The organism is Aestuariivirga sp. (assembly GCF_020252405.1).
In the GTDB taxonomy this organism is placed as follows: Bacteria; Pseudomonadota; Alphaproteobacteria; order Rhizobiales; family Aestuariivirgaceae; genus Aestuariivirga.
In genome coordinates this window covers 37,006-57,770 of record NZ_JADCDA010000018.1, presented here as the reverse complement: position 1 = coordinate 57,770, position 20,765 = coordinate 37,006, and the positions used below count along the sequence as shown (strand labels likewise).

Genomic DNA, 20,765 nt, shown 5'->3' with positions numbered 1-20,765 from the left:
ACAGTAAATGCCGGGATGGGCTTGTGGATGCTTGCGATCATCTTCCCCGGATATTCACCCGTTCTGGGCGGACCACCCGTAAAACTGCCAAATGTGTTCTCAAGGGGGCCAAAATGGTGCAATGCAACAGCAGCGCGCAAACGTGGCCGATGGGCCACAGGGGAGTGAAGCATGATCCGCAAAGTGGAACCGCTTTTGCGATAAGATCATGCTCAAGCTGTTGATCTGGCGCATGTTCCGACCAGGTGATTCCACCTGACCGGAACATGCGCTAAGCTCCCGCGCCAACCCGCGTTACAAGGCTTCGCTATGAAATTCCTCGACCAGGCAAAGGTTTATGTGCGTTCCGGCGACGGCGGGGCGGGCTCTGTCTCGTTCCGCAGGGAAAAGTTCATCGAGATGGGCGGACCTGACGGCGGCGACGGCGGCAAGGGCGGCGATGTGTGGATCGAGGCGGTGGATGGCCTCAACACGCTGATCGACTATCGCTATCAGCAGCATTTCAAGGCGGCGACCGGCGGTCACGGCATGGGGCGCCTGAGGGCGGGGGCCAATTCCGGCGACATCGTGCTCAAGGTGCCGGTGGGCACCCAGGTCTTCGAGGAAGACAACGAGACGATGGTGGCGGACCTCGCCAGGCTGGGCGACCGCTTCCGCATCGCCAGGGGCGGCAATGGGGGCTTCGGCAATGCCCATTTCAAGTCCTCCACCAACCGCGCGCCGCGCCACGCCAACCCCGGCCAGGAGGGCGAGGAGCGCTGGATCTGGCTGCGCCTCAAGCTGATCGCCGATGCGGGCCTGCTGGGCCTGCCCAATGCGGGGAAGTCCACCTTGCTCGCCGCCGTTTCCGCGGCGAAGCCCAAGATCGCGGATTATCCCTTCACCACGCTGCACCCGCAGCTTGGCGTCGTGCGCGTTGGCATGCAGAGCTTCGTGCTGGCCGACATTCCCGGCCTGATCGAGGGCGCTTCCGAAGGCCACGGCCTGGGCACGCGCTTCCTTGGCCATGTCGAGCGTTGCGCGGTGCTGCTGCATTTGATCGACGTGACGGGCGATGACCCCGTGGCCGCCTATCGCGTGATCCGCAAGGAGCTGAAGCGCTATTCGCCGGAACTCGCCGGAAAACCCGAGATCATCGCCTTCAACAAGACCGACCTTCTGCCAGAGAACGGGATCGAGGCGAAGCTCAGGGACTTCAGGCGCCGCGTTCGCAAAACGCCGATGCTGATTTCGGGCGCCACGACGAAGAACGTGCCGGAGGCGATGAAGAAGCTGCTCGGGGTGATCGGCGCCTCACGCCGTGCGGGCCAGGCTCATGACGGGGCGGGCGTCACGACGGAGGAGTGGCGGCCGTGAAGTCCCGCCTCGAAAAGGCGCGGCGCATCGTCGTCAAGATCGGCTCGGCGCTTTTGGTGGACGACAAGACCGGCACGATCAAGGCGTCGTGGCTCTCCTCGCTCATCGACGACCTGGCCGACCGGCGGGTGAAGGGGGCGGAGATCATCGTCGTCTCGTCGGGCGCCATCGCGCTTGGCCGCCGCACGCTGGGTCTCCCCAGGGGCACGCTGCGCCTCGAACAGAAGCAGGCGGCTGCCGCCGTGGGGCAGATCGCGCTGGCCCAGGCCTGGACGGAAGCGCTCCGCACACGGAACATCGTGGCGGCCCAGGTGCTGGTGACACTGACCGACACCGAGGAGCGCCGCCGCTACCTCAATGCGCGCGCCACGCTCTCCACCCTGCTCGAACAGGGTGCGGCGCCCGTCATCAACGAGAACGACACGGTGGCGACGAGCGAAATCCGCTATGGCGACAATGACCGCCTCGCCGCGCGTGTCGCCTCCATGATGAGCGCGGATTGCCTCGTGCTGCTCTCGGACATCGACGGGCTCTATACCGCACCCCCCAACCGGAAGGGCGCGGCCTTCCTGCCGGTGGTCGGGGAGATCACGCCGGAGATCGAGGCCATGGCGGGCAAGCCCGTGTCCGGCGTCGGTTCCGGCGGCATGATCACCAAGATCGAGGCCGCCAAGATCGCGCTGGGCGCGGGCTGCAACATGGTGATCGCGTCCGGCCACGAAATGCATCCCCTGAGGCGCATCGCGGATGGCGGGCGCTGCACATGGTTCCTGGCCAATGCCTCCGCCCTGCAATCGCGCAAGCGCTGGATTGCCGGCACGCTGCAGCCGATCGGCCATCTCGTGGTCGACGAGGGCGCCGCGGCGGCGCTTGCCAGGGGCAAGAGCCTGCTGCCGGCGGGGGTGAAGAAGGTGGAAGGCAGCTTCGCGCGCGGCGACACGGTATCGATCGTCACGGCGAAAGGCCGCGAGATCGCGCGCGGGCTCGTCGCCTATGACGCCAATGACACGGCGAAGATCCTCGGGCTAAAGTCGTCCGAGATCGAGAAGGTGCTTGGCTTCCGCGGGCGCGACGTGCTGATCCACCGCGACGACATGGTGCTGATGGGCGGAGACCGCGCATGACCGGACAGATGACCAACCGCGAGCTGATGCTGACGCTGGGCGCCGCCGCGCGGGAGGCCGCAAGGGCGCTGGCGCTGGCGCCCGCGCAACAGAAGAACGACGCGCTGATGGCCATGGCGGCGAAGATCCGCCGCTCCGCCGCCGCCATCCTGTCCGAGAATGCCCGCGACCTCGGGAATGCCAGGGCGAAGCAGCTGAAGGGCAGCTTCGTCGATCGGCTGACGCTGAACGGGGCGCGGATCGAGGCGATGGCGAAGGGTCTCGAGGAGATCGCCGCCCTGCCGGATCCCGTGGGCCAGGTGATGTCCAGATGGAGCAGGCCCAATGGGCTGGAGATCAGCCGCGTGCGCGTGCCGATCGGCGTCATCGGCATCATTTACGAATCGCGGCCCAACGTGACGGCGGATGCAGGCGGCCTGTGTCTCAAGTCCGGGAATGCGGCGATCCTGCGTGGCGGGTCCGACTCGTTCCATTCCTCCGGCGCGATCATTGCCTGCCTGCAGCGCGGGCTGGACACCGCGGGCCTGCCGCGCACCGCCATCCAGATGGCGCCCAATGCCGACCGCGACTGCGTGGGGCTGATGCTCGAAGGCCTCGGCGGCGCGCTGGACCTGATCGTGCCGCGCGGCGGCAAGAGCCTCGTGGCGCGGGTGCAGGCCGATGCGCGCGTGCCCGTGTTCAGCCACCTCGAGGGCATCTGCCATGTCTATGTCGACAAGGCGGCGGACACCGAGATGGCTAGGCGCGTGTGCCTCAATGCCAAGATGCGGCGCACCGGCATTTGCGCTTCGGCCGAGACCATCCTGATCGACCGGGCGGCGGCGGAGACGAACCTGAAGCCGATCGTCGCCACGCTGATCGATGCGGGCTGCGAAGTGCGCGGGGATGCGGCCACGCAAGCAGCCGACCCCCGCGTGAAGCCCGCGACGGAGGAGGACTGGTCCACCGAATATCTCGACGCGGTCGTGTCGGTGAAGGTGGTGGATGGCGTCGATGAGGCGATGGCGCATATCGCGCGCCATGGCTCGCAGCACACGGACTCGATCATCACCGGGGATGCCGCCACTGCGGAGCGCTTCCTGAACGAGGTGGACAGCGCCATCGTGCTGCACAATGCCTCGACGCAATTCGCCGATGGCGGCGAGTTCGGCTTCGGGGCCGAGATCGGCATTGCCACGGGCAAGCTCCACGCGCGCGGACCCGTGGGCGTCGAGCAGCTCACAACCTTCAAATACCAGGTGCGCGGCACGGGCCAGACGCGCCCATGATGCCGCGCGCGCCCGCATTCGGCGAGGGCCAGAGAATCGGGCTGTTCGGCGGCTCCTTCAACCCGGCGCATTACGGCCATTACATGGTGGCGCTCTATGCGCTGAAGCGGCTGAGGCTCGACTGGGTCTGGTGGCTCGTGTCGCCGCAGAACCCGTTGAAGGACCCCTCCGAGACCGGCGAATACGCCGCGCGCCTCGCCTTTACGCGCGACGTGGCGAAGCACCCGCGTTTCGTGGTCACCGGCATCGAGAGGCAGATGGACGCACGCACCACGGCTCAAACGCTGCGCGGCCTGAGGCCGCTGTTCGGCCGCGCGCATTTCGTGTGGATCATGGGGGCGGACAGCTTCGCCAACCTGCACCGCTGGCACGACTGGCTGGAGATTCCCGAAACGCTGCCGCTCGCCGTTCTCGCCCGCCCTGGCTTCTCGCTCAGCGCGCTGGGCGGACCCGCGGCGACGCGTTTTTCGGAGGCGCAGATTCCGGCCAACCTTGCACCCATGCTGGTGACGGCGAAGCCACCCGCCTGGTGCTTCATCCCCATGCCGCTCAGGCCTGAAAGTTCGACGGCGATCAGACGGCGCGGCCGGGCGCAAACGGGTTGAGGGAGACCCTTGAACGCGGCGTGCGGACCCTTTAGCGTCAGTTGAGTCGTTCCCCCCGAAGGCATGCCGCGCGCATCCATGCAGAGACGTAACCGGAACCGAGGACCAGACCACTGAAAGCGCCCGCCAGGAAGTCCGCGGCCAAGAAGCCTGCGGCGAAAAAATCCGCTGCCGGGAGCAGCCGCCCCGCCACCAAAAAGGCCGCTGCCCCCAAGGCGAAGCCAACAGCCAGCAAGGCGAAGCCTGCAGCCGACAAGACGAAGCCGCCCGCCAGCAAGACGAAGCCTGCGGCCGGCAAGGCGAAGCCTGCAGCAGGCAAGGGCAAGCCCGCCGGCCGGACCAGACCCGAAGCCAAGCCGTTCCGGGCAGCGCCGCGCCCCAGGGACCTGCCGCCGAAGGAGCCCATGCCGGAGATTCCGGCCGAGCTGCTGGAAGATGCCCCGCGCGCCAGGAAGCCGAGGAAGCCGCGCGGCAAGAAGGCCGATGCGCGAAAGCCCGTCAATGCGCTGGATGTGATTCTGGCGCAACTGGACGATGCCAAGGCGGAGCAGATCGTATCGATCCCGCTCGACGAACGGCGCGCGGTGGCCGATGCCGTCGTGGTTGCTTCCGGCCGTTCCAACCGGCATGTCGGGGCCATTGCCGACCAGCTCGTCCAGAAGCTGAAGGAGAAGGGCTACCGCGACCTCCGCATCGAGGGCATGCCGCAGTGCGACTGGGTGCTGGTCGATGCCGGCGACGTGGTGGTGCACATCTTCCGGCCGGAGGTCAGGAGCTTCTACAATCTCGAGAAGCTTCTGTCCGCCAGCGCGCCGGATGACCCGGCGGCGATGTGAAACTGCAGGTGATCGCGGCCGGGCGGCTGAAGCCCGGCCCCGAAAAGTCGCTCGCCGGGGACTATCTCACCCGCGCGCAAGGGCTGGGCCGCAAATGCGGCATCTCCACAATCGCGGTCACCGAGTTCAGTGAATCGCAGGCGGCCTCACCCGCCGCCCGCATGGCCGAGGAAGGGCGCATCATTGCCGGGGCGTTGGCGCCGAAGTGCTTCGCCATCGTGCTGGACGAGCGCGGCAAGGCGCTGGCGAGCGGGGCTTTTGCCGAGCTGCTGCGCCGCCACCTTGACGGCGGCGCTTCCGACATGGCCTTCCTGATCGGCGGCCCCGACGGCCATGCCCCGGAGCTGCGCGAAACTGCCGGCCTTTTGATGAGCTTCGGCCCCATGACATGGCCGCACCGGCTGGCGCGGGTGATGCTGTTCGAACAGCTCTACCGCGCCGTGACGATCATTGCGGGACACCCGTATCACAGGGTGTGAGAGGTAAATCCCCCGCGCGCCGGGCGGTCGGATCAAATCGGAATAATTTCCTTGATGGAGCCGACTGACCGTCCGATGCTCAGGTTCCTGACCTGGCGCGTGTTCCGACCAGGTGGTTCCACCTGAACGGAACATGCGTTAAGCGCGTCACCTCACGATCAGCGACATGAAGTTCACCCAGCCGCGGCTGCCGAGCATGGCCTGGGTCTGGGCGTCGAGGGTCACCGTGTCCATGCCGCCGGGCGGGATGGTGAGGATGGCCTCGTCGGAGGGCAGGTCGCCGCCGGCATCGACGTCCGCGAGGTAGAAGTTCGCCGGCTTATCGGTGTCGTTGATCACATCCAGCGTGAAGCTGAAGGTCACGTTGCTGTCATAGCCGCCGCGCTTGTAGACCGGCATGGCCATGAGCTTCTGCTGGTTGGCCTGCAGCTGCGGCAGATTGAGGAACAGGCCGACCGAGAGCAGTTCGCGCCCGTGCTTGTCATGTTTGAACACGGCGAAGCGGGCATTGTCGTTGCCCAGAACATTGGCGAGGATAACCGCATCGGTCTGGCCGCCGTCGGTCTTAATCAGATTAGTGTTCATCTGGAAGGTGCCAATGGCGCCGGTGCTGCCGCCTGGCGCGCAGGCCTGGAGCTGCAGCGGCACGTCCGGCGTCGAGATGGTTTCGACCGCCATGGCGCCTTCGTCCTTGCACCACGGGGGCGTGATGAACTGGCCGGTGATCGCAGCGGCAACCGGGGAGGGCACGCCGGAGCGGGCCACTTCGAGGATTTGCGACACCTTGATCGGCGTGCGCGTGTCGATCTGGCAACCGGCAAGGGCGATGGCGGCAGTGCCGAGCGCCAGACCGGTCAATAACGTCCTGCGAGTGATCATTCTTTCCTTCTCCCTCAGGGGCAAGCGGCTGCTGCGCGCCCGGATTACAACTTGCCTCACGATCACGGGCTTCCGCCGCCGAGCCCGCAAATTGATGAATTGATGGCGCCAGCGCGGCCGGCCACGGATGTCAGAAGACCCGCGGCCCCCTCACCCCGACGCCCACGCCGTGGAAGCCCACGCCAACGCCGCCGCCGACCCCGATCCAGTCAATGAACAGCGCGGTTTCACCACCCGTGGTCGGCGGCTTTCCGTTGATCAGCTTATAGCTGTAGACGAGGTCCTGCCCGTCCACCTTCGGATCGCTGATTTCGACGATGGCGAGGGTGTTGTTGGTCTGCCCTTCCTCATAGACCGAAAGGGCGGCATTCGGCGGGTCGGCGGCGAAATTGTCCTTGCCGGCCTTCGACGTCCACTCCTCAAGATAGGCCGCCATCCTGATATGACCCGCAAGCCGTTCCGGCCGGTCGGCGAAGTAAAGCGTGTGGGGGGTCACATTAACGAGGCGGACGGTCTTGGCGGCCTCGTCCACCTTCACGCTGCCTGACAGCTGAACGAACATCAGCATCGGCTCGGCCTCCCCGGCCTGCGCCGGTCGTACGGCGGCCAAGGCGGTGGCCGCGGCGGCCACCGAAAGTCCCATCAGACCACGGCGGTCAACCGGCCTGCCCGGCATGCTTTCGTCGGCTTTCATTCCGTTCAATCCTTCTGCATCATCTTGTTGCGGAGCGCTTCCTGATCGGCCGCGCTGAGCACCGGCCGGTCGAGCTTCACCGTGAGCCTGTCGAGCTTGGCGGTGAGCGGGAAGGGCGTCTGATAATCGCCATCGTCGACGCCGGTGAGCGTGTCCGAGCCGATGTCGAAGCTTTCGTCCCACTGCAGGGTCATGGGCAGCGTGCGCTCCATGGTCTTGGTGGCGACCACCTTGCCGTCGACTGACAGCGTGCCGGTGCCCGGCCGGCCCACGCCGCTGAAGTCGTTGAAGGCGAGCGTGCCGGCGCCGAGGCCATCATATTTGAAGTCGAAAACCAGCGTGTGCTTGCCGGGCGTCAATGCATCCGGCCCCTGCCACTTGATGCGCTCCAGGTCCACCATGTTCCAGGTCCACACCGGCTTGCCCTCGAGGAGATAGAAGCCATAGCCGCCGAAGCGCCCGCCGGAGGTGAGGATCATGCCCTCGGCCCCGCCTTGCGGCACCTCGATCTCCGCCGTCACGGTATAGGAGGTGTTGAGCAGCACCGGCGAGTCGCCCTGCGGCAGGCCCACCATGGGTGTCGTATAGACGAAGGTGTCGCGCCCCGCGGTGATGTTGGGCCGCGGCGCCACGAGGCGCGCGGCGACCGAGGCATCGAGCGGCAGCACGTTGTATTTCCCCGCCTCCTCGTAGAACACCTGCTTCAACTCCGCGACCTTGTCCGGATGCTGGGCGGCGATGTCCGTCACCTGCGAATAATCGGTGTTGAGGTCGTAGAGCTCCCATTCGACATTGTTGAGCGGGTCCGGGTTGGCGGGCCCGAAGGCATCCCACGGCGCGCGCTTCACCTTGGTGCTGAGGATCCAGCCATCCTTGTAGATGGCATGGTCACCGAACATTTCGAAATACTGGACGGAATGGCGCGACGGGACGGTGGCATTCTCATTCTTGAAAGTATAGGCGAAAGAGGTTCCCTCGATCGGCGACTGCCTGATGCCATCGACCACCTCCGGCGCGGCAATGCCCGCGGCCTCGAGAATGGTGGGAACCACGTCGATCACATGCGCGAACTGCGGGCGGATGCCGCCCACGTCGTCGATGTGGCCAGGCCACGACACGGCCATGCCCTGCCTGACGCCGCCAAGATGCGAGGCGATCTGCTTGAACCAGCTGAACGGCGTGTCGAAGGCCCATGACCAGGCGGCCGACATGTGGTTGTAGGTCTTGTCGGTGCCCCACACGTCGTAGAATTTCATCTGCACGTCGACGGGCAGCATATTGAGCCCGTTGAAGAAGGCCACCTCGTTGGGCGTGCCCAGAGGCCCGCCCTCCGCACTCGTGCCGTTGTCGCCGTTGATGTAAACGATGAGGGTGTTGTCGAGCTTGCCCATGTCGTCAACCGCCTGGATGACGCGGCCGATCTCGTGGTCGGTGTAGGCGGCATAGGCGGCGAAGACCTCGACCTGGCGGATGAACAGCTTCTTCTCGTCATCCGTCGTCTGGTCCCACGGCTTGAGGATGGCGGAGGGCCAGGGCGAGAGCTTCGCGTCCTGCGGGATCACGCCGAGCTTCTTCTGATTGGCGAAGATCCGTTCACGGAGCTTTTCATAGCCGTCGTCGAACAGGCGCATGGCGTGGATTTTGTCCACCCACTCCTGGGTGGGGTGATGCGGCGCATGGGTGCCGCCCGGAACGAAATAGAGAAAGAAGGGCTTCGACGGCGCCGTCTGGTTCATGCGGTTCAGATAATCGATGGCGTCATCCGCCATGCCGGTCGTGAGGTTCCAGCCGGGCTTGCCGAGGAAGGGATAGATCTGGGTCGTGTTGCGGAACAGGTTGGGCTGCCACTGGTTGGTGTCGCCGCCCACGAAGCCGTAGAAATACTCGAAGCCCATGCCGATCGGCCACTGGTCGAAGGGGCCGGCCTGGCTGGCCTGGAAGGCCGGCACATTGTGATCCTTGCCGAACCACGAGGTGGCGTAGCCATTGTCCTTCAGGATGCGGCCGATGGTGGCCTTGTCCCGGCCGATGATGGAGTTATAGCCGGGAAAGCCCGTCGATTGCTCCGAGATCACGCCGAAGCCCGCCGAATGGTGGTTGCGGCCGGTGATGAGGGCCGCGCGCGTGGGCGAGCAGAGCGCCGTCGAATGCATCTGGGTATAGCGCAGGCCCGCCGCCGCCACGCGGTCGAGCGCGGGGGTGGGGATGACGCCGCCGAAGGTGGAGGGCACGCCATAGCCCGAGTCATCCGTCATGATGAGCAGCACGTTGGGGGCCTGTTTGGGCGGCACGATGCGCGGCGCCCACCAGGGCGTGGACTGAAGCGCGTTATCCTTGATGACCCCGCCGAAGGGCGGCGCCGGCGCGGGCAGCTGCTCGCCGCTGATGGTGGTGGTGGCGCTGGGCGAACCGGGCGTGCCGGTGACCTGCTGGGCCTGGGCATTGCCGAAACACATGACGAGGCCGATCATGGCCAATAGGGCGAAACGGGGCTTCATGCCATCCTCCATCCTGCAGATCAGCGGGAAAGATAGATCGACTCCGCCCCGGATGTTTGCCTTTTCACGACAGGGCCTGTCAGGAGGAGGCGGCAGGACTGTTCTGCCGCCGCCAGGCGGAGGGCGAGGTTCCCGTCCAGCGCCGGAAGGCGCGGATGAAAGCGCTGGGCGTGGCATAGCCGAGCGAGCCTGCGACGTCGGACACGGCGATCGCGGTGCGCGCCAGCAATTCGCGGGCGACGGCAAGGCGCACCTCGTCCTTCAGCTGTTCGAAAGTGACGCCCTCCTCCCCCAGCCGCCGCCCCATGGTGCGGGGGTGAAGGTTAAGGTGGGCCGCCACCCGCTTATGCGAGGCATCGCCGGCCAGAAGAAGCGGGCGGATGGCATGCCGGACACGGGCGGCAAGCCCTTGCTGGTGCTGGGCGATCTGCTGCTGCAGGGCAATGATCAGGCGCTCACGCAGCTTGGCATCCGCAGTGGGCAGCCTGAAGCCCATGCCGCGGCCCGGCAGGATGAGGCAATTCTGGCCCTCATTGAAGCGGACCGGACAGCCGAAGAACCGCCGGTAGGGTTCCGGGTTGCGGGGCGCGGGCCTGCTGAACAGCACCTCTGCGGCCTGGACGGCGCCACCCGTCAGGTCACGGACCATATTCAAGCCAACCGCGGCCGAGGCGTCATAGATATGACTCGAAGGAAGATCCGGCGCATAGAAGCCGAAGCCCAGCGCATAGTCCTCACCCACCGGTTGAAGATAGGCGGCGCCCGCCGTGGAGTTGGCCATCTGCAGCGTCACAAATGTGCCCAGCGCACTGCCCAGCGTCTCGCAGCTCATCATCAGCTGGCCGACGGGCCCCAGGGCCTTGTGATTCTGCGCCTCGGCAAGCAACAGGCCGATGCGCTCCAGTCCGGGATAGGCGGCCGCGCGGTCGAGCATGGTGGAAATGGCGGGAATGGGCAGATGGGTTTCAGGCCGAAGGTCCTCCGCGCCGAGCGAAAGCCCCTCCAGCACCGCATCAAGGCTGACGCCGTGGCTGGCCAGAACGCCCGGAAGCCGCGCCAGCGGGCCAGCGCGCTGCAGAGCCGGTGGTCGCGGACTGGACATGGCCTGTTAGTGCCCGGCGAAACCCAGTCAAGTCAAACAAGAAATTGTCAGGTTATATAAGGGCCGGGCTGGCCCATCATGATTACGGGCTGGCCCATCATGATTAACCGAATGTAAATCGACCGGCGGGCAAAGCTGTGGGAAGCATCCTGATCGGCTGATGCGAACTCAGGACCCACCGCCGGACTCATGCGGCATCTTGCAACCTTGATGGCTCTTCTGGCGCTGACGCCCGTGTTCCGGGGCGGGTCCGCCCATGCCCAGGAGCAGCAGCAGCTCGACACGCTGAGCCAGCAAATCGAGAGCGGCAGGGCCAATGAGGCGCGCATCGCCGGCGAAATCGCCGCCGCGGTTCAGGCGCAGGACGCGATCGCCGCCAAACTCTCGGCCATCGCCCAGTCGATCCAGTCGCAGGAAAACGCAGTGGCGCGGAGCGAAGGGGACCTGGCGAAGCTCCGTCAGGACCGCGCCATGATCCTCACCGCGCTGGGCGAGAAGCAGGACGTTCTGTCGGAACTGCTCGCCGGTCTGCAGCGGCTGGAACAAAACCCGCCGCCGGCTCTGGTGGTCGATCCCGGCGACATCCTGTCCGCCCTGCGCGGGGCCATGCTGCTCGGCACCATTGCCCCCGAGCTCCAGGACGAGGCCAGGGACCTGGCCGCCAAGCTCGACAAGCTGAAGGAGCTGGAGGCCTCGATCACCACACGCAAGGACGACGTCGCACGCGATCTTGCGCGGCTCACCGGCGAGCGCGCCGCGCTGAAGGACCTCGTAACCCAGAAAAAGGCCCTGGTGAGCCAGGGCACGGCCGACCTCGAGGCCGAGCGCCGGCGCACCGCGGAGCTCGCCGAGAAGGCCAGATCGCTGAAGCAGTTGCTTGCCAATCTCGACGCCCAGCGCCAGCAGCAGGAGGCCGCCAAGGCCGCGGAACAGCGCCAGCGCGAGCAACAGGAGGCCCTTCTGCGCCAGCCCAGGGTTGCCTTCCCCGATGCCCGGGGCAAGCTGGCCTTCCCGGCGCAAGGGTCCATCGTGCGCCGCTTCGGCGAGCCGGACGGGCTGGGCCGCGAAACGCAAGGGCTGATGATCGCCACCGGCGCCAATGCCCAGGTGACGACGCCGGCCGACGGCAAGGTGGAGTTTGCGGGTCCATTCCGGTCATATGGACAAGTTGTCATCCTGAACCCCGGCGGCGGCTACCGGGTGCTGCTGGCGGGCATGGACAAGATCACGGCAAGCGTGGGAGAGTTCCTCCGGGCGGGGGAACCCGTCGGCGAAATGGGATCCGGCCCTGCTTCCGTCACACTTTTCGGCGATGTGGCGCCAGACGGACGGCCAGTGTTATATATCGAATTCCGGGATGGCACGGAGGCCATTAACTCAGGTCCCTGGTGGATCGGTGGTTTGAAAGAGGCAAGTGGATGACCAAGACGACGCGGTTGCAGAATTTCGGCCTGGTGCTGGCGGGTGCGGTGTCCGCCTCGCTGTTGTGGCATGCCTTCGGCGTGGCCGGAGCGGCCTCCTCCAATGCCGACACATACAAGCAGCTGAACCTGTTCGGCGATGTGTTCGACCGGGTGCGCGCCGACTATGTCGAGCAGCCCGACGAGCAGCAGATGATCGAGGCCGCCATCAACGGCATGCTCGCCTCGCTCGACCCGCACTCGAGCTACATGAACAAGAAGCAGTTCGCCGACATGAGCGTGCAGACGCGCGGCGAGTTCGGCGGGCTCGGCATCGAAGTGACGATGGAGAACGGCGTGATCAAGGTGGTCTCGCCCATCGACGACACGCCCGCCTCGAAGGCCGGCCTGATGGCCAATGACCTGATCGTCAAGATCGACGGCGTGGAGGTGCAGGGCATGACCCTCAATGACGCCGTCGAAAAGATGCGCGGCAAGATCGGCACCGGCATCACGCTCACCATCATGCGCGGCAAGACGGACCCCTTCGACCAGAAGCTGACGCGCGACAAGATCCGCGTGCAGTCCGTCAAGTATTCGATTGAGGGCAACGACATCGGCTACATCCGCATATCTTCCTTCACCGAGCAGACGCAGGAAGGCCTCGAAAAGGCGATGGATCACTTCCGCACCACGCTGGGCGACAAGGTGAAGGGCTACATCATCGACCTGCGCAACGATCCGGGCGGCCTGCTCGACATGGCGATCTCGGTCTCCGACACGTTCCTCGACAAGGGCGAGATCGTGTCGACCCGCGGCCGCCACGCCAACGAAACGCAGCGCTTCAACGCCACCAAGGGCGATCTCGCCGGCGGCAAGCCCGTCGTGGTGCTGATCAACGGCGGCTCGGCGTCCGCCTCCGAAATCGTGTCGGGCGCGCTGCAGGACCACAAGCGCGCCACGGTGATCGGCACGCGCAGCTTCGGCAAGGGCTCGGTGCAGACCATCATCCCGCTCGGCGGCGAGGGCGCGCTGCGCCTCACCACGGCGCGCTATTACACGCCGTCTGGCCGCTCGATCCAGGCCAAGGGCATCGACGCTGACATCGTGATCGAGGAGGAACTGCCGCCGGAGCTGAAGGGCAAGAACGTCTCGACCGAGGGCGAGGCCGGCCTCAGGGGCCACCTCTCCAACGAGGCGGGCGGCGACGAGGGCGGCGGCTCATCGGCCTACGTTCCCGAGGACAAGACCAAGGACCTGCAGCTCAAGGCGGCAATCGACTTCCTCAATGGGGTGAAGGTCGTGTCCAACGCCAAGCCCAAGACCGAGAAGCCGAAGGACGGCGCAACGCCGGACACCACCGCGAACTGAGCCTTGGAGCATTTTTCCAGTTAGGATTAACAGGCCGTTAACGATGCTGACCCGAAGGTCGGGGCCAGGCGAATCATGCATCGTGGCTTGAACCATGTCCCGTAACGAAATGCGCCAGCCGCTGAAGCGGCTGAACCCCGTGCAGCGCCTGTGGCGCCGACGCCCAAGCGCACTGGCGATGGTGTCTGGCCTGGTGGCGCTGGGCTTCGCCAGCGCTGGCCTGTGGCTTTCCCGCCCGCCTCCGCCGGGGACCGGCGAACCCGTGGTCGTAGCCGCGATCCCGGAACAGGCCGAAATCGTCACTTCCTCGATCACCCCTGCCAGCAACACGGACGCCGCCGCCCCGGATCAGGCCCCCGCAGGCGTCATCGACCCGAATGACATCGAGATCATCGGCGGCGAGCAGATGGACGACACCGGGCAGTTGCCCGCCGCCCAGGTGGAGGACATTGCCCCCGAGGACAACATAGCGCCGGAAAAGCATCAGGCGATGATCGTCGTGCCGCCGCACCGCCCGCTCAGGAAGGCGCCGGTCGAAGCGGTGACGGAGAAGACGGACCAGGGCCCGCTGCCGCGTATTTCGTCGGGCGGCAAGACGCCCTTCGACATCTATTCGCAGATGACGCCGCTCTCCGTCGCTCATTCGGACTGGCCGAAGATAACGCTTGTGCTGGGCGGCATGGGACTCAACGCGCGGTTGACGAAGAAGGCGGTCGAGCTGCTGCCGGGCGACGTAACGCTGGGCTTTGCGCCCTATGGCGAAAACCTCCAGTCCCAGGTCAATGCCGCGCGCGCCGAGGGACACGAGATTCTGCTGCAGGTGCCCATGGAGCCGGTGGGCTACCCCGGCGCCAACCCCGGACCCAGCACGCTGCTGACCGATGCGAAGCCCGAGCAGAATCTCGCCGCGCTCAAATGGCTGATGAGCCGTTTTGCCGGCTATTCCGGCATCACCAACTATATGGGCGCCCGGCTGCTGGTGACCGAAGGGGCTCTGCGCCCGGTGATGAAGGAAGTGAAGGCCCGCGGCCTGGTCTATCTCGAGGACGGCAGCGTGACCATGACGCTGTCTTCGAAACTGGGGCAGGAATTGCGCCTGCCGGTCCAGCGCGCCAGGCTGGTGATCGATGCCGAGCCCACGGAGTCGGCCATCAAGGCAGCCCTGGCGAAGCTCGAACAGGAGGCCGCCAAGAATGGCTCGGCGATCGCCACCGGGTCGGGCCTCGACATCACCATCGAAACGGTTGCCGAATGGGCCAGAACCTTGCAGGAGAAGGGCATTCTTCTGGTGCCGGTGAGTGCTGCCTACAAGGGACGGGCCACCTGATGGCAAAGCACGGCGAGATCGCCGCCTACCGCCCCTGCGTCGGCGTCATGCTGATCAACAGGGCGGGCCTCGTCTGGATCGGCCGCCGTTTCGACAAGCAGAATGAAGAGGGCAAGGGCCTCTGGTGGCAGATGCCGCAGGGCGGCATCGACAAGGGCGAGGACCCGCGCGCCGCGGCTCTCCGCGAATTGGCCGAGGAAACCGCCGTCACCTCCGCCGAGATCATCGCCGAGGCCGCCCACTGGTATGCTTATGACCTGCCGGAGCACCTGATCGGCAAGTCGTGGAACGGCAAGTATCGCGGCCAGAACCAGAAATGGCTCGCCTTGCGCTTCACCGGCGAGGACAGCGAAATCGATCTTGCCCCGCCCGGACACAGCCAGGAATTCGACCAGTGGCGCTGGGCCCGCATGGACGAGCTGATCGACCTCATCGTGCCCTTCAAGCGCCAGGTCTACGAGCAGGTCTTGAAGGAATTCAGGCACCTGGGCGCCTGAGGTTGCCCTGAAGGCCGACGCCTTCCAGAGCAGGTTTCGGTTCAGTGGGCTCGAAACCTGCTCTATCTCTTTGTTTGGCCGTATTTTCGACGGTCAACCGGTGTCCACTTGACCTGAAAATGCTTTACGGCGCTGCCCATGTCCACCGCCCAAATCGTCCAGATCATCATCACACTTGCGGGCATCGCGCTGGCGGTGGCCGTCTTCCTGTTCGGGCCCTTTGACATGCTGGTGAACGGGGTTATCGCCGTCGTGATCTTCGTGCTGGCGGGCATGGCGGCGGCGGTCGCCTATGCCAGGCTGGCAAAGAGGGGCTGAGCGGTGCCGCATTTCATTTTCGATTGCGATGGCGTGCTGGTCGATTCCGAACCTCTGTCGATGCGGATCGACGTGCAAATTCTTGCCGAGAACGGCGTCATCATCAGCGAGGCGGAGGCGCACCGGCGCTTTGTCGGGAAAACCTTTGCGGCAATGCTTGAGGAGATGCGCCGGGAGTTCGGCGCAACCTTCCCCGCCGACGCCTCCGAGCAGAAGGACCTGCGCCTTCTGAAGCTCTACGGGACTGACCTGCGCGCCGTCGATGGTGTCGAATCGGCACTTGAAGCCCTGGGGCCGCAGCATTTCAGTGTCGCGTCGAACTCTCCCTGTGAGCGGGTCGATACTGCGCTGCGCATCACCGGCCTCACCCGCTTTTTCGGCAACCGCATCACCAGTTTCGAGCATGTGGCGCGGGGAAAGCCCGAGCCCGACGTGTTCATCGAGGCGGCCCGCCGCGCGGGCTGCGCGCCGGAGGATTGCATCGTTGTCGAGGACTCGGTCACCGGCGTCACGGCGGCGCACCGGGCGGGGTGCAGGGTGCTCGGTTTCACCGGCACCCACCCGCACCCTGACGGGCAGGCACGCAAGCTGCTCGCCGCCGGCGCCCGCACGGTTTTCAGAACGATGGCCGAACTGCCAAAACTGGTGTCCGAAAGAATGTTTTGACATTGCACCGCAACACGCCCATATGGGGCCTGTCGCACGGGGCCGACTGGAACACGTGAGGCGCACGCAAGGTGCAGCCGTTCCGGCCCGAAAAGCAAGCGACACTCCCGAACATACCTTTCACGTGGGTAGGTTTCAGCGCCCGCCCGGCCTGGATCGGATTCCCTGATCCCGGCGCTTCGGACATGGCTTGCGCTGCCCACTCATGCTCCGAAGACCGAAAGAACAAGAAACGTGACCGATTTTACCGACCTCCAGCTTTCCGAACCCCTGCTCCGCGCCCTGAAGGCCGAGGGCTACGAAAAGCCCACCCCCATCCAGGCCCAGTCGATCCCCAGCCTGCTCGCAGGCCGTGACCTTCTCGGCATCGCCCAGACCGGCACCGGCAAGACGGCGGCCTTCGCGCTGCCCATCCTGCAGAAGCTGGCCGCCCATCCGGAACGGGCCGCCCGGGGCAGCTGCCGGGCGCTCATCCTGTCGCCCACGCGTGAGCTTGCCGCCCAGATCGGCGAGAGCTTCCGCGTCTATGGCAAATTCCTGAAAGTGTCGCGCGCCGTGGTGTTCGGCGGCGTGTCGCTCGGCAAGCAGGTCGAGATCCTGCGCGGCGGCGTCGATGTCGTCGTCGCAACGCCGGGCCGCCTCGTGGACCTGATCGAGCGCCGGGCGCTGACGCTGTCCAGGGTCGAGATCTTTGTCCTCGACGAAGTGGACCAGATGCTTGACCTGGGCTTCATCCACGCGATCCGAAAGATCACGGGCATGCTGCCGGCACAGCGGCAGAACCTGTTCTTCTCGGCCACCATGCCGAAGGAGATCGCGGGCCTTGCCAACAACCTGCTCGCCGATCCGGTGAGGGTGGAGGTGACCCCCGTCGCCACCACGGCGGAGCGCGTGAACCAGTCTGTCATCCATGTCGATCCGGCGAATAAGGCGAAGCTGCTCGCGGCGCTGCTGGCCGACAACAACATGACGCGCACCCTGGTGTTCACCCGCACCAAGCACGGCGCCGACAAGGTGATGAAGCATCTCTCCAATGCTGGCTTCAGCGCCGCCGCCATCCACGGCAACAAGAGCCAGAACAACCGCGAGCGCGCGCTGGCCGGCTTCAAGGTCGGCAAGATCCTCGTGCTCGTCGCCACCGACATCGCGGCCCGCGGCATCGACGTCGATGGCGTGAGCCACGTGGTGAATTACGATCTCCCGCATGTGCCGGAATCCTATGTCCACCGCATCGGCCGCACGGCGCGCGCCGGGGCCGATGGCTCGGCCATCGCCTTCTGCACGCCGGAAGACCGCGGCCTGCTGCGCGACATTGAAAAGACCATCCGCGCCCAGGTGCCGGTGGTGGAACATGCGCTGGGCCTCAGGGGTGTTGCGCAGCTCGCGCCCAATTTCGGCTGGAACCCGGTGAAGGACAAGCCGCAGACCCGCAAGCCCCACCACCGCGGCCAGGGCCCCAACCGCAACCATTCCGCCGGTGGCGCGGCCAAGCAGGCCAAGCCCCAGGGCCAGCACCAGCCCAGGCGCGGCAGCGGCAACGGCGGTGGCCAGCAGGCCCCGAAGCACAGCTCCGGCGGCAGCTGGATGAGCGACCTCGGCAAGCGCCAGGGATAGCGAATGTTCCGTTCAGGCCGACTCGCCCGAACGAAAAGAACATGCGCCAGATCAAAAGCCTGGGCATGATCCTGTCGCAAGAGCGGTTCCGCTCTTGCGGATCATGCTCCAAGCTCCTGAGGAACTGCTTCAGGACGTTCTGGCAAGGCTGGAGGCGATTCCGGGGTTGGTCGTGTCCCCGGGCGTGTTGAAGGTTCCGGAGGTAAATCCGTTCGCAAAGCTGAGCGTCGGCTTTCGCCGGTATGAGGGCGTTGCGGGGTGGAGCGCAGGGGACGAAATCTGGCGTCCGGCCTCTTTACCTGAGCCTTCGCGGCTTCACCGGCGTGGCGTTCAGCGGGTCCTCGGGCCAGGCGTGCCTGGGGTAGCGGCCACGCATGTCGGAGCGGACCGAAGGGTAGCCGTTGGTCCAGAAGGTTTCGAGCGACTGGGTGACGGCCAGGGGCCGGCCTGCCGGTGACAGCAACTCGATGCGCAACGGGCTGCGGCCTTCGGCGATTGTCGGCGTCCGGGCGAGGCCGAACATCTCCTGCAGGCGCACGCGCAACACGGGGTCGCCTTCCGTTTCGTAGTCGATGCGGACCTCGGCGCCGGAGGGGACCTCGATCCCTGCCGGGGCGAGGCGGTCCATCTTGCGGGCCAGCTCATGCGGGATCAGCGACTGGATGATCCGGTGCATGTCCAGCCGGTCAAGATGCGCCTTGCGGCTGATGCCCGCGAGATAGGGCGCCAACCAGTCATCGAGACTGGCGAGCAGCGCCTCGTCCGAAAGGTCGGGCCAGCCCTCTTCCGGGAACAGGCGGCGGAGGAACATGGCGCGGGCGCGGAGGGTTTTCGCGCCGCCCGTCCATGGCAGCGATGCGAGGCCCATTTCGCGCACGCCTTCGGTCATGGCTTCGGCGATAAGCGCGGGGTCGGGATTGATCGAGGGCTTCTCCTCCAGCACCAGCGCGCCGAGGCGGCGGGATTTCGACGCGCTCACCGCCTTGGCGCGGCTGTCCCAGAACACGCTGTCGCGGGCTTCGATCTGATCCCTGAAATGCTCCTCGATCTCCTTCAGCGACAGAGGGGCCGCGAGGAAGATCTTCTGGTCGCCCGGGGCGCCGTCCGTCGTCGCCACGGCGAGGACGTCCTGCGTCACCAGCGCATCATGTTCGGGCAGCACAGCGCCGCCACCGCCCGAGAGGCGATAGCGCCGGTCTCCGCCGCGGCGTTGCGCAATACGGTCCGGGAAGGCGAAGGCGACGAGCAGGCCGGGGCTGACGTCGCTGTCCCCGTCCTTGATGCCGGCGATCTGGCGGATCTGCCTCGCGGTCTGGCGGATGCGGTCCCGCGCGCCGCCCCGCAGGTGAGAGAGGCGCGAGGTGATGTCCGTGCCCGCATCGCGCGGCAACCCGTCACGCTCCGACAGCATGGCGGCGAGATCGGCGGCGAGCGCGCTCCCACCCCTCACCACCATGTGGGCGAGGCGGGGGTGCAGCGGCAGGCGCACCATCTGCTTGCCCATGGGGGTGATCCTGTTCTCCGCATCCAGCGCTTCGAGGCGCTTCAGCAGGTCCTGCGCCTGGGCGAAGGGCGCGGCGGGCGGCGGATCCAGCCAGGGCAGAGACTTCGGATCGGTGACGCCCCAGGCGGCGAGTTCGAGCGCCAGGGGGGCGAGGTCGGCGATGAAGATTTCGGGCTCGTCATGGGGTTTGAGCGCCCGCGATTCCGCCTCGGGCCACAGGCGATAGCAGATGCCGGGGCCGAGACGGCCCGCACGGCCCCGGCGCTGGTCGGCTGATGCGAGCGAGACACGCACCGTTTCAAGCGCCGTCATTCCCGATGCAGGGTCGAAGCGGGGCACGCGCTTGAGGCCCGTGTCGATGACGGCGCCGATACCATCGATGGTGAGGCTCGTTTCGGCGATCGTCGTGGCGAGCACGATCTTGCGCCCGTCCGGTGGCGATGGCCGGATCGCCGCATCCTGCCCGGCGAAGCTCATGGCGCCATAGAGCGGGCGGACCACGGTGTTGCGCGGCAATCCTGAACTGTCGAGCGCCTCTTCGGTGCGGCGGATCTCGGCCTCGCCGGGCAGGAAGACGAGGATGGACTTGCCGGTTTCGTCCAGCGCGCGGTGCACGGCACGGGCGGCATCGGCCGAAATGGTCTGGCGCTGGGCCTTGTCGAGATGACGCGTCTCGACGGGGAAGACGCGGCCGGGCGCATGGATGACAGGGGCGTTGCCGAGATGCGCCGCGACGCGCGCGGCATCGAGGGTGGCCGACATAACGAGGATCCTCAGATCGCCGCGAAGCCCGCGCTGGATGTCGAGTGTCAGCGCGAGGCCCAGATCGGCGTCGAGCGAGCGTTCGTGGAATTCGTCGAAGATGACGAGGCCGGTGCCGGAAAGCTCCGGGTCCTGCTGCAGGCGGCGCGTGAGGATGCCTTCGGTGACAACCTCGATCCGGGTCCTGGCCGAGACGCGGCGCTCGAGCCGCACCGTGTAACCCACCGTCTCGCCCACCTCCTCGTTCAGCGTCTCCGCCATGCGGTGCGCGGCGTTGCGCGCGGCGAGGCGGCGGGGTTCCAGCATGACGATCTTCTGGCCCCTGAGCCAGGCCGCGTCGATGAGCTTCAGCGGCACCCGCGTGGTCTTGCCGGCACCGGGCTCGGCGACGAGCAGGGCCGCTGGCCCCCTGGCGAGGGCGTCGGAGAGCCTGGGGATGATCTGGTCGACCGTGAAATCCATGGC

General features: G+C 66.3%; 19 protein-coding genes. 13 read left to right on the top strand and 6 right to left on the bottom strand.

Translation table 11 applies throughout. From position 1 onward, the window contains the following. The first annotated feature begins 309 nt into the window (after positions 1 to 309). From obgE to IOC69_RS04105, 4 genes are read left to right on the top strand one after another with little or no spacing between them, the layout of a single operon-like run. Positions 310 to 1,356 carry a GTPase ObgE gene (obgE, locus tag IOC69_RS04120; RefSeq protein ID WP_290542263.1) on the top strand — a complete coding sequence of 349 codons (1,047 nt, stop codon included), beginning with the start codon at positions 310 to 312 and terminating at the stop codon, positions 1,354 to 1,356. Beyond that, positions 1,344 to 2,480, top strand: a complete 1,137-nt coding sequence (gene proB, locus IOC69_RS04115) for a glutamate 5-kinase (protein ID WP_290542262.1) — start codon at positions 1,344 to 1,346, stop codon at positions 2,478 to 2,480. The genes obgE and proB overlap by 13 nt, the downstream gene beginning before the upstream one ends. After that, positions 2,477 to 3,748 (top strand): glutamate-5-semialdehyde dehydrogenase, encoded by a 1,272-nt coding sequence (locus IOC69_RS04110; RefSeq protein ID WP_290542261.1) that lies wholly within the window; start codon positions 2,477 to 2,479, stop codon positions 3,746 to 3,748. The genes proB and IOC69_RS04110 overlap by 4 nt, the downstream gene beginning before the upstream one ends. Next, positions 3,745 to 4,353, top strand: a complete 609-nt coding sequence (locus IOC69_RS04105) for a nicotinate-nucleotide adenylyltransferase (RefSeq protein WP_290542260.1) — start codon at positions 3,745 to 3,747, stop codon at positions 4,351 to 4,353. The genes IOC69_RS04110 and IOC69_RS04105 overlap by 4 nt, the downstream gene beginning before the upstream one ends. 37 nt (positions 4,354 to 4,390) lie before the next feature. Here the strand turns inward: IOC69_RS04105 and IOC69_RS04100 are convergent, their stop codons facing one another. Then, positions 4,391 to 4,759 (bottom strand): hypothetical protein, encoded by a 369-nt coding sequence (locus tag IOC69_RS04100; protein WP_290542259.1) that lies wholly within the window; start codon positions 4,757 to 4,759, stop codon positions 4,391 to 4,393. Between IOC69_RS04100 and rsfS the strand changes: the two genes are divergently transcribed. Both rsfS and rlmH read left to right on the top strand, forming a co-directional pair. Further along, the gene (gene rsfS, locus IOC69_RS04095) at positions 4,758 to 5,189 is read left to right on the top strand and encodes a ribosome silencing factor (RefSeq protein WP_290542258.1); all 432 of its coding nucleotides are present in this window, start codon (positions 4,758 to 4,760) and stop codon (positions 5,187 to 5,189) included. The genes IOC69_RS04100 and rsfS overlap by 2 nt on opposite strands. Further along, the gene (rlmH, locus tag IOC69_RS04090; protein ID WP_290542257.1) at positions 5,186 to 5,668 is read left to right on the top strand and encodes a 23S rRNA (pseudouridine(1915)-N(3))-methyltransferase RlmH; all 483 of its coding nucleotides are present in this window, start codon (positions 5,186 to 5,188) and stop codon (positions 5,666 to 5,668) included. The genes rsfS and rlmH overlap by 4 nt, the downstream gene beginning before the upstream one ends. Before the next feature lie 147 nt (positions 5,669 to 5,815). On the opposite strand, the gene IOC69_RS04085 is transcribed toward rlmH, so the two are convergent. From IOC69_RS04085 to IOC69_RS04070, 4 genes are all read right to left on the bottom strand, one after another. Beyond that, complete coding sequence (locus tag IOC69_RS04085) at positions 5,816 to 6,547, bottom strand: hypothetical protein (protein WP_290542256.1); 732 nt, start codon at positions 6,545 to 6,547, stop codon at positions 5,816 to 5,818. A gap of 130 nt (positions 6,548 to 6,677) precedes the next feature. Then, the gene (locus IOC69_RS04080; protein ID WP_290542255.1) at positions 6,678 to 7,241 is read right to left on the bottom strand and encodes a hypothetical protein; all 564 of its coding nucleotides are present in this window, start codon (positions 7,239 to 7,241) and stop codon (positions 6,678 to 6,680) included. Between the two features lie 5 nt (positions 7,242 to 7,246). Then, positions 7,247 to 9,739: an arylsulfatase gene (locus tag IOC69_RS04075; RefSeq protein WP_290542254.1), complete on the bottom strand. Its 2,493-nt coding sequence runs from the start codon at positions 9,737 to 9,739 to the stop codon at positions 7,247 to 7,249. A 79-nt stretch (positions 9,740 to 9,818) separates the two neighbouring features. Further along, positions 9,819 to 10,841, bottom strand: a complete 1,023-nt coding sequence (locus tag IOC69_RS04070) for an AraC family transcriptional regulator (RefSeq protein WP_290542253.1) — start codon at positions 10,839 to 10,841, stop codon at positions 9,819 to 9,821. Positions 10,842 to 11,051: 210 nt separating this feature from the next. On the opposite strand from IOC69_RS04070, the gene IOC69_RS04065 reads away from it, so the two are divergent. The 7 genes from IOC69_RS04065 (at position 11,052) to IOC69_RS04035 (ending at position 18,034) form a co-directional block, all read left to right on the top strand. Further along, the gene (locus IOC69_RS04065) at positions 11,052 to 12,263 is read left to right on the top strand and encodes a peptidoglycan DD-metalloendopeptidase family protein (protein WP_290542252.1); all 1,212 of its coding nucleotides are present in this window, start codon (positions 11,052 to 11,054) and stop codon (positions 12,261 to 12,263) included. Then, positions 12,260 to 13,612 (top strand): S41 family peptidase, encoded by a 1,353-nt coding sequence (locus IOC69_RS04060; protein WP_290542251.1) that lies wholly within the window; start codon positions 12,260 to 12,262, stop codon positions 13,610 to 13,612. Before IOC69_RS04065 ends, IOC69_RS04060 begins: the two co-directional genes overlap by 4 nt. A 94-nt stretch (positions 13,613 to 13,706) precedes the next feature. Next, a complete protein-coding gene (locus IOC69_RS04055) occupies positions 13,707 to 14,939 on the top strand; it encodes a divergent polysaccharide deacetylase family protein (RefSeq protein WP_290542250.1) in 1,233 nt (410 codons plus the stop codon). Then, the gene (locus IOC69_RS04050) at positions 14,939 to 15,436 is read left to right on the top strand and encodes an RNA pyrophosphohydrolase (protein ID WP_290542249.1); all 498 of its coding nucleotides are present in this window, start codon (positions 14,939 to 14,941) and stop codon (positions 15,434 to 15,436) included. The genes IOC69_RS04055 and IOC69_RS04050 overlap by 1 nt, the downstream gene beginning before the upstream one ends. A 138-nt stretch (positions 15,437 to 15,574) precedes the next feature. Continuing rightward, entirely contained in the window at positions 15,575 to 15,754 is a 180-nt protein-coding gene (locus IOC69_RS04045; protein ID WP_290542248.1) for a hypothetical protein, read from the top strand. 3 nt (positions 15,755 to 15,757) lie between these two features. After that, positions 15,758 to 16,420: an HAD family phosphatase gene (locus tag IOC69_RS04040; RefSeq protein WP_290542247.1), complete on the top strand. Its 663-nt coding sequence runs from the start codon at positions 15,758 to 15,760 to the stop codon at positions 16,418 to 16,420. A 234-nt stretch (positions 16,421 to 16,654) separates the two neighbouring features. Next, on the top strand, positions 16,655 to 18,034 hold the full coding sequence (locus tag IOC69_RS04035) for a DEAD/DEAH box helicase (protein ID WP_290542246.1): 1,380 nt from the start codon (positions 16,655 to 16,657) through the stop codon (positions 18,032 to 18,034). Between the two features lie 295 nt (positions 18,035 to 18,329). On the opposite strand, the gene hrpB is transcribed toward IOC69_RS04035, so the two are convergent. Beyond that, a complete protein-coding gene (hrpB, locus tag IOC69_RS04030; protein WP_290542245.1) occupies positions 18,330 to 20,762 on the bottom strand; it encodes an ATP-dependent helicase HrpB in 2,433 nt (810 codons plus the stop codon). Positions 20,763 to 20,765 lie beyond the last annotated feature (3 nt).

What these genes read in the sequence shown, in the direction of transcription:
- obgE (WP_290542263.1), top strand. Translation starts at nt 310, where the DNA reads ATGAAATTCCTCGACCAGGCAAAGGTTTATGTGCGTTCCGGCGACGGC.
- IOC69_RS04110 (WP_290542261.1), top strand. Translation starts at nt 2,477, where the DNA reads ATGACCGGACAGATGACCAACCGCGAGCTGATGCTGACGCTGGGCGCC.
- IOC69_RS04105 (WP_290542260.1), top strand. Translation starts at nt 3,745, where the DNA reads ATGATGCCGCGCGCGCCCGCATTCGGCGAGGGCCAGAGAATCGGGCTG.
- rsfS (WP_290542258.1), top strand. Translation starts at nt 4,758, where the DNA reads ATGCCGGAGATTCCGGCCGAGCTGCTGGAAGATGCCCCGCGCGCCAGG.
- IOC69_RS04100 (WP_290542259.1), bottom strand. Translation starts at nt 4,759, where the DNA reads ATGGGCTCCTTCGGCGGCAGGTCCCTGGGGCGCGGCGCTGCCCGGAAC.
- IOC69_RS04085 (WP_290542256.1), bottom strand. Translation starts at nt 6,547, where the DNA reads ATGATCACTCGCAGGACGTTATTGACCGGTCTGGCGCTCGGCACTGCC.
- IOC69_RS04080 (WP_290542255.1), bottom strand. Translation starts at nt 7,241, where the DNA reads ATGAAAGCCGACGAAAGCATGCCGGGCAGGCCGGTTGACCGCCGTGGT.
- IOC69_RS04075 (WP_290542254.1), bottom strand. Translation starts at nt 9,739, where the DNA reads ATGAAGCCCCGTTTCGCCCTATTGGCCATGATCGGCCTCGTCATGTGT.
- IOC69_RS04070 (WP_290542253.1), bottom strand. Translation starts at nt 10,841, where the DNA reads ATGTCCAGTCCGCGACCACCGGCTCTGCAGCGCGCTGGCCCGCTGGCG.
- IOC69_RS04065 (WP_290542252.1), top strand. Translation starts at nt 11,052, where the DNA reads ATGGCTCTTCTGGCGCTGACGCCCGTGTTCCGGGGCGGGTCCGCCCAT.
- IOC69_RS04060 (WP_290542251.1), top strand. Translation starts at nt 12,260, where the DNA reads ATGACCAAGACGACGCGGTTGCAGAATTTCGGCCTGGTGCTGGCGGGT.
- IOC69_RS04055 (WP_290542250.1), top strand. Translation starts at nt 13,707, where the DNA reads ATGTCCCGTAACGAAATGCGCCAGCCGCTGAAGCGGCTGAACCCCGTG.
- IOC69_RS04050 (WP_290542249.1), top strand. Translation starts at nt 14,939, where the DNA reads ATGGCAAAGCACGGCGAGATCGCCGCCTACCGCCCCTGCGTCGGCGTC.
- IOC69_RS04045 (WP_290542248.1), top strand. Translation starts at nt 15,575, where the DNA reads ATGTCCACCGCCCAAATCGTCCAGATCATCATCACACTTGCGGGCATC.
- hrpB (WP_290542245.1), bottom strand. Translation starts at nt 20,762, where the DNA reads ATGGATTTCACGGTCGACCAGATCATCCCCAGGCTCTCCGACGCCCTC.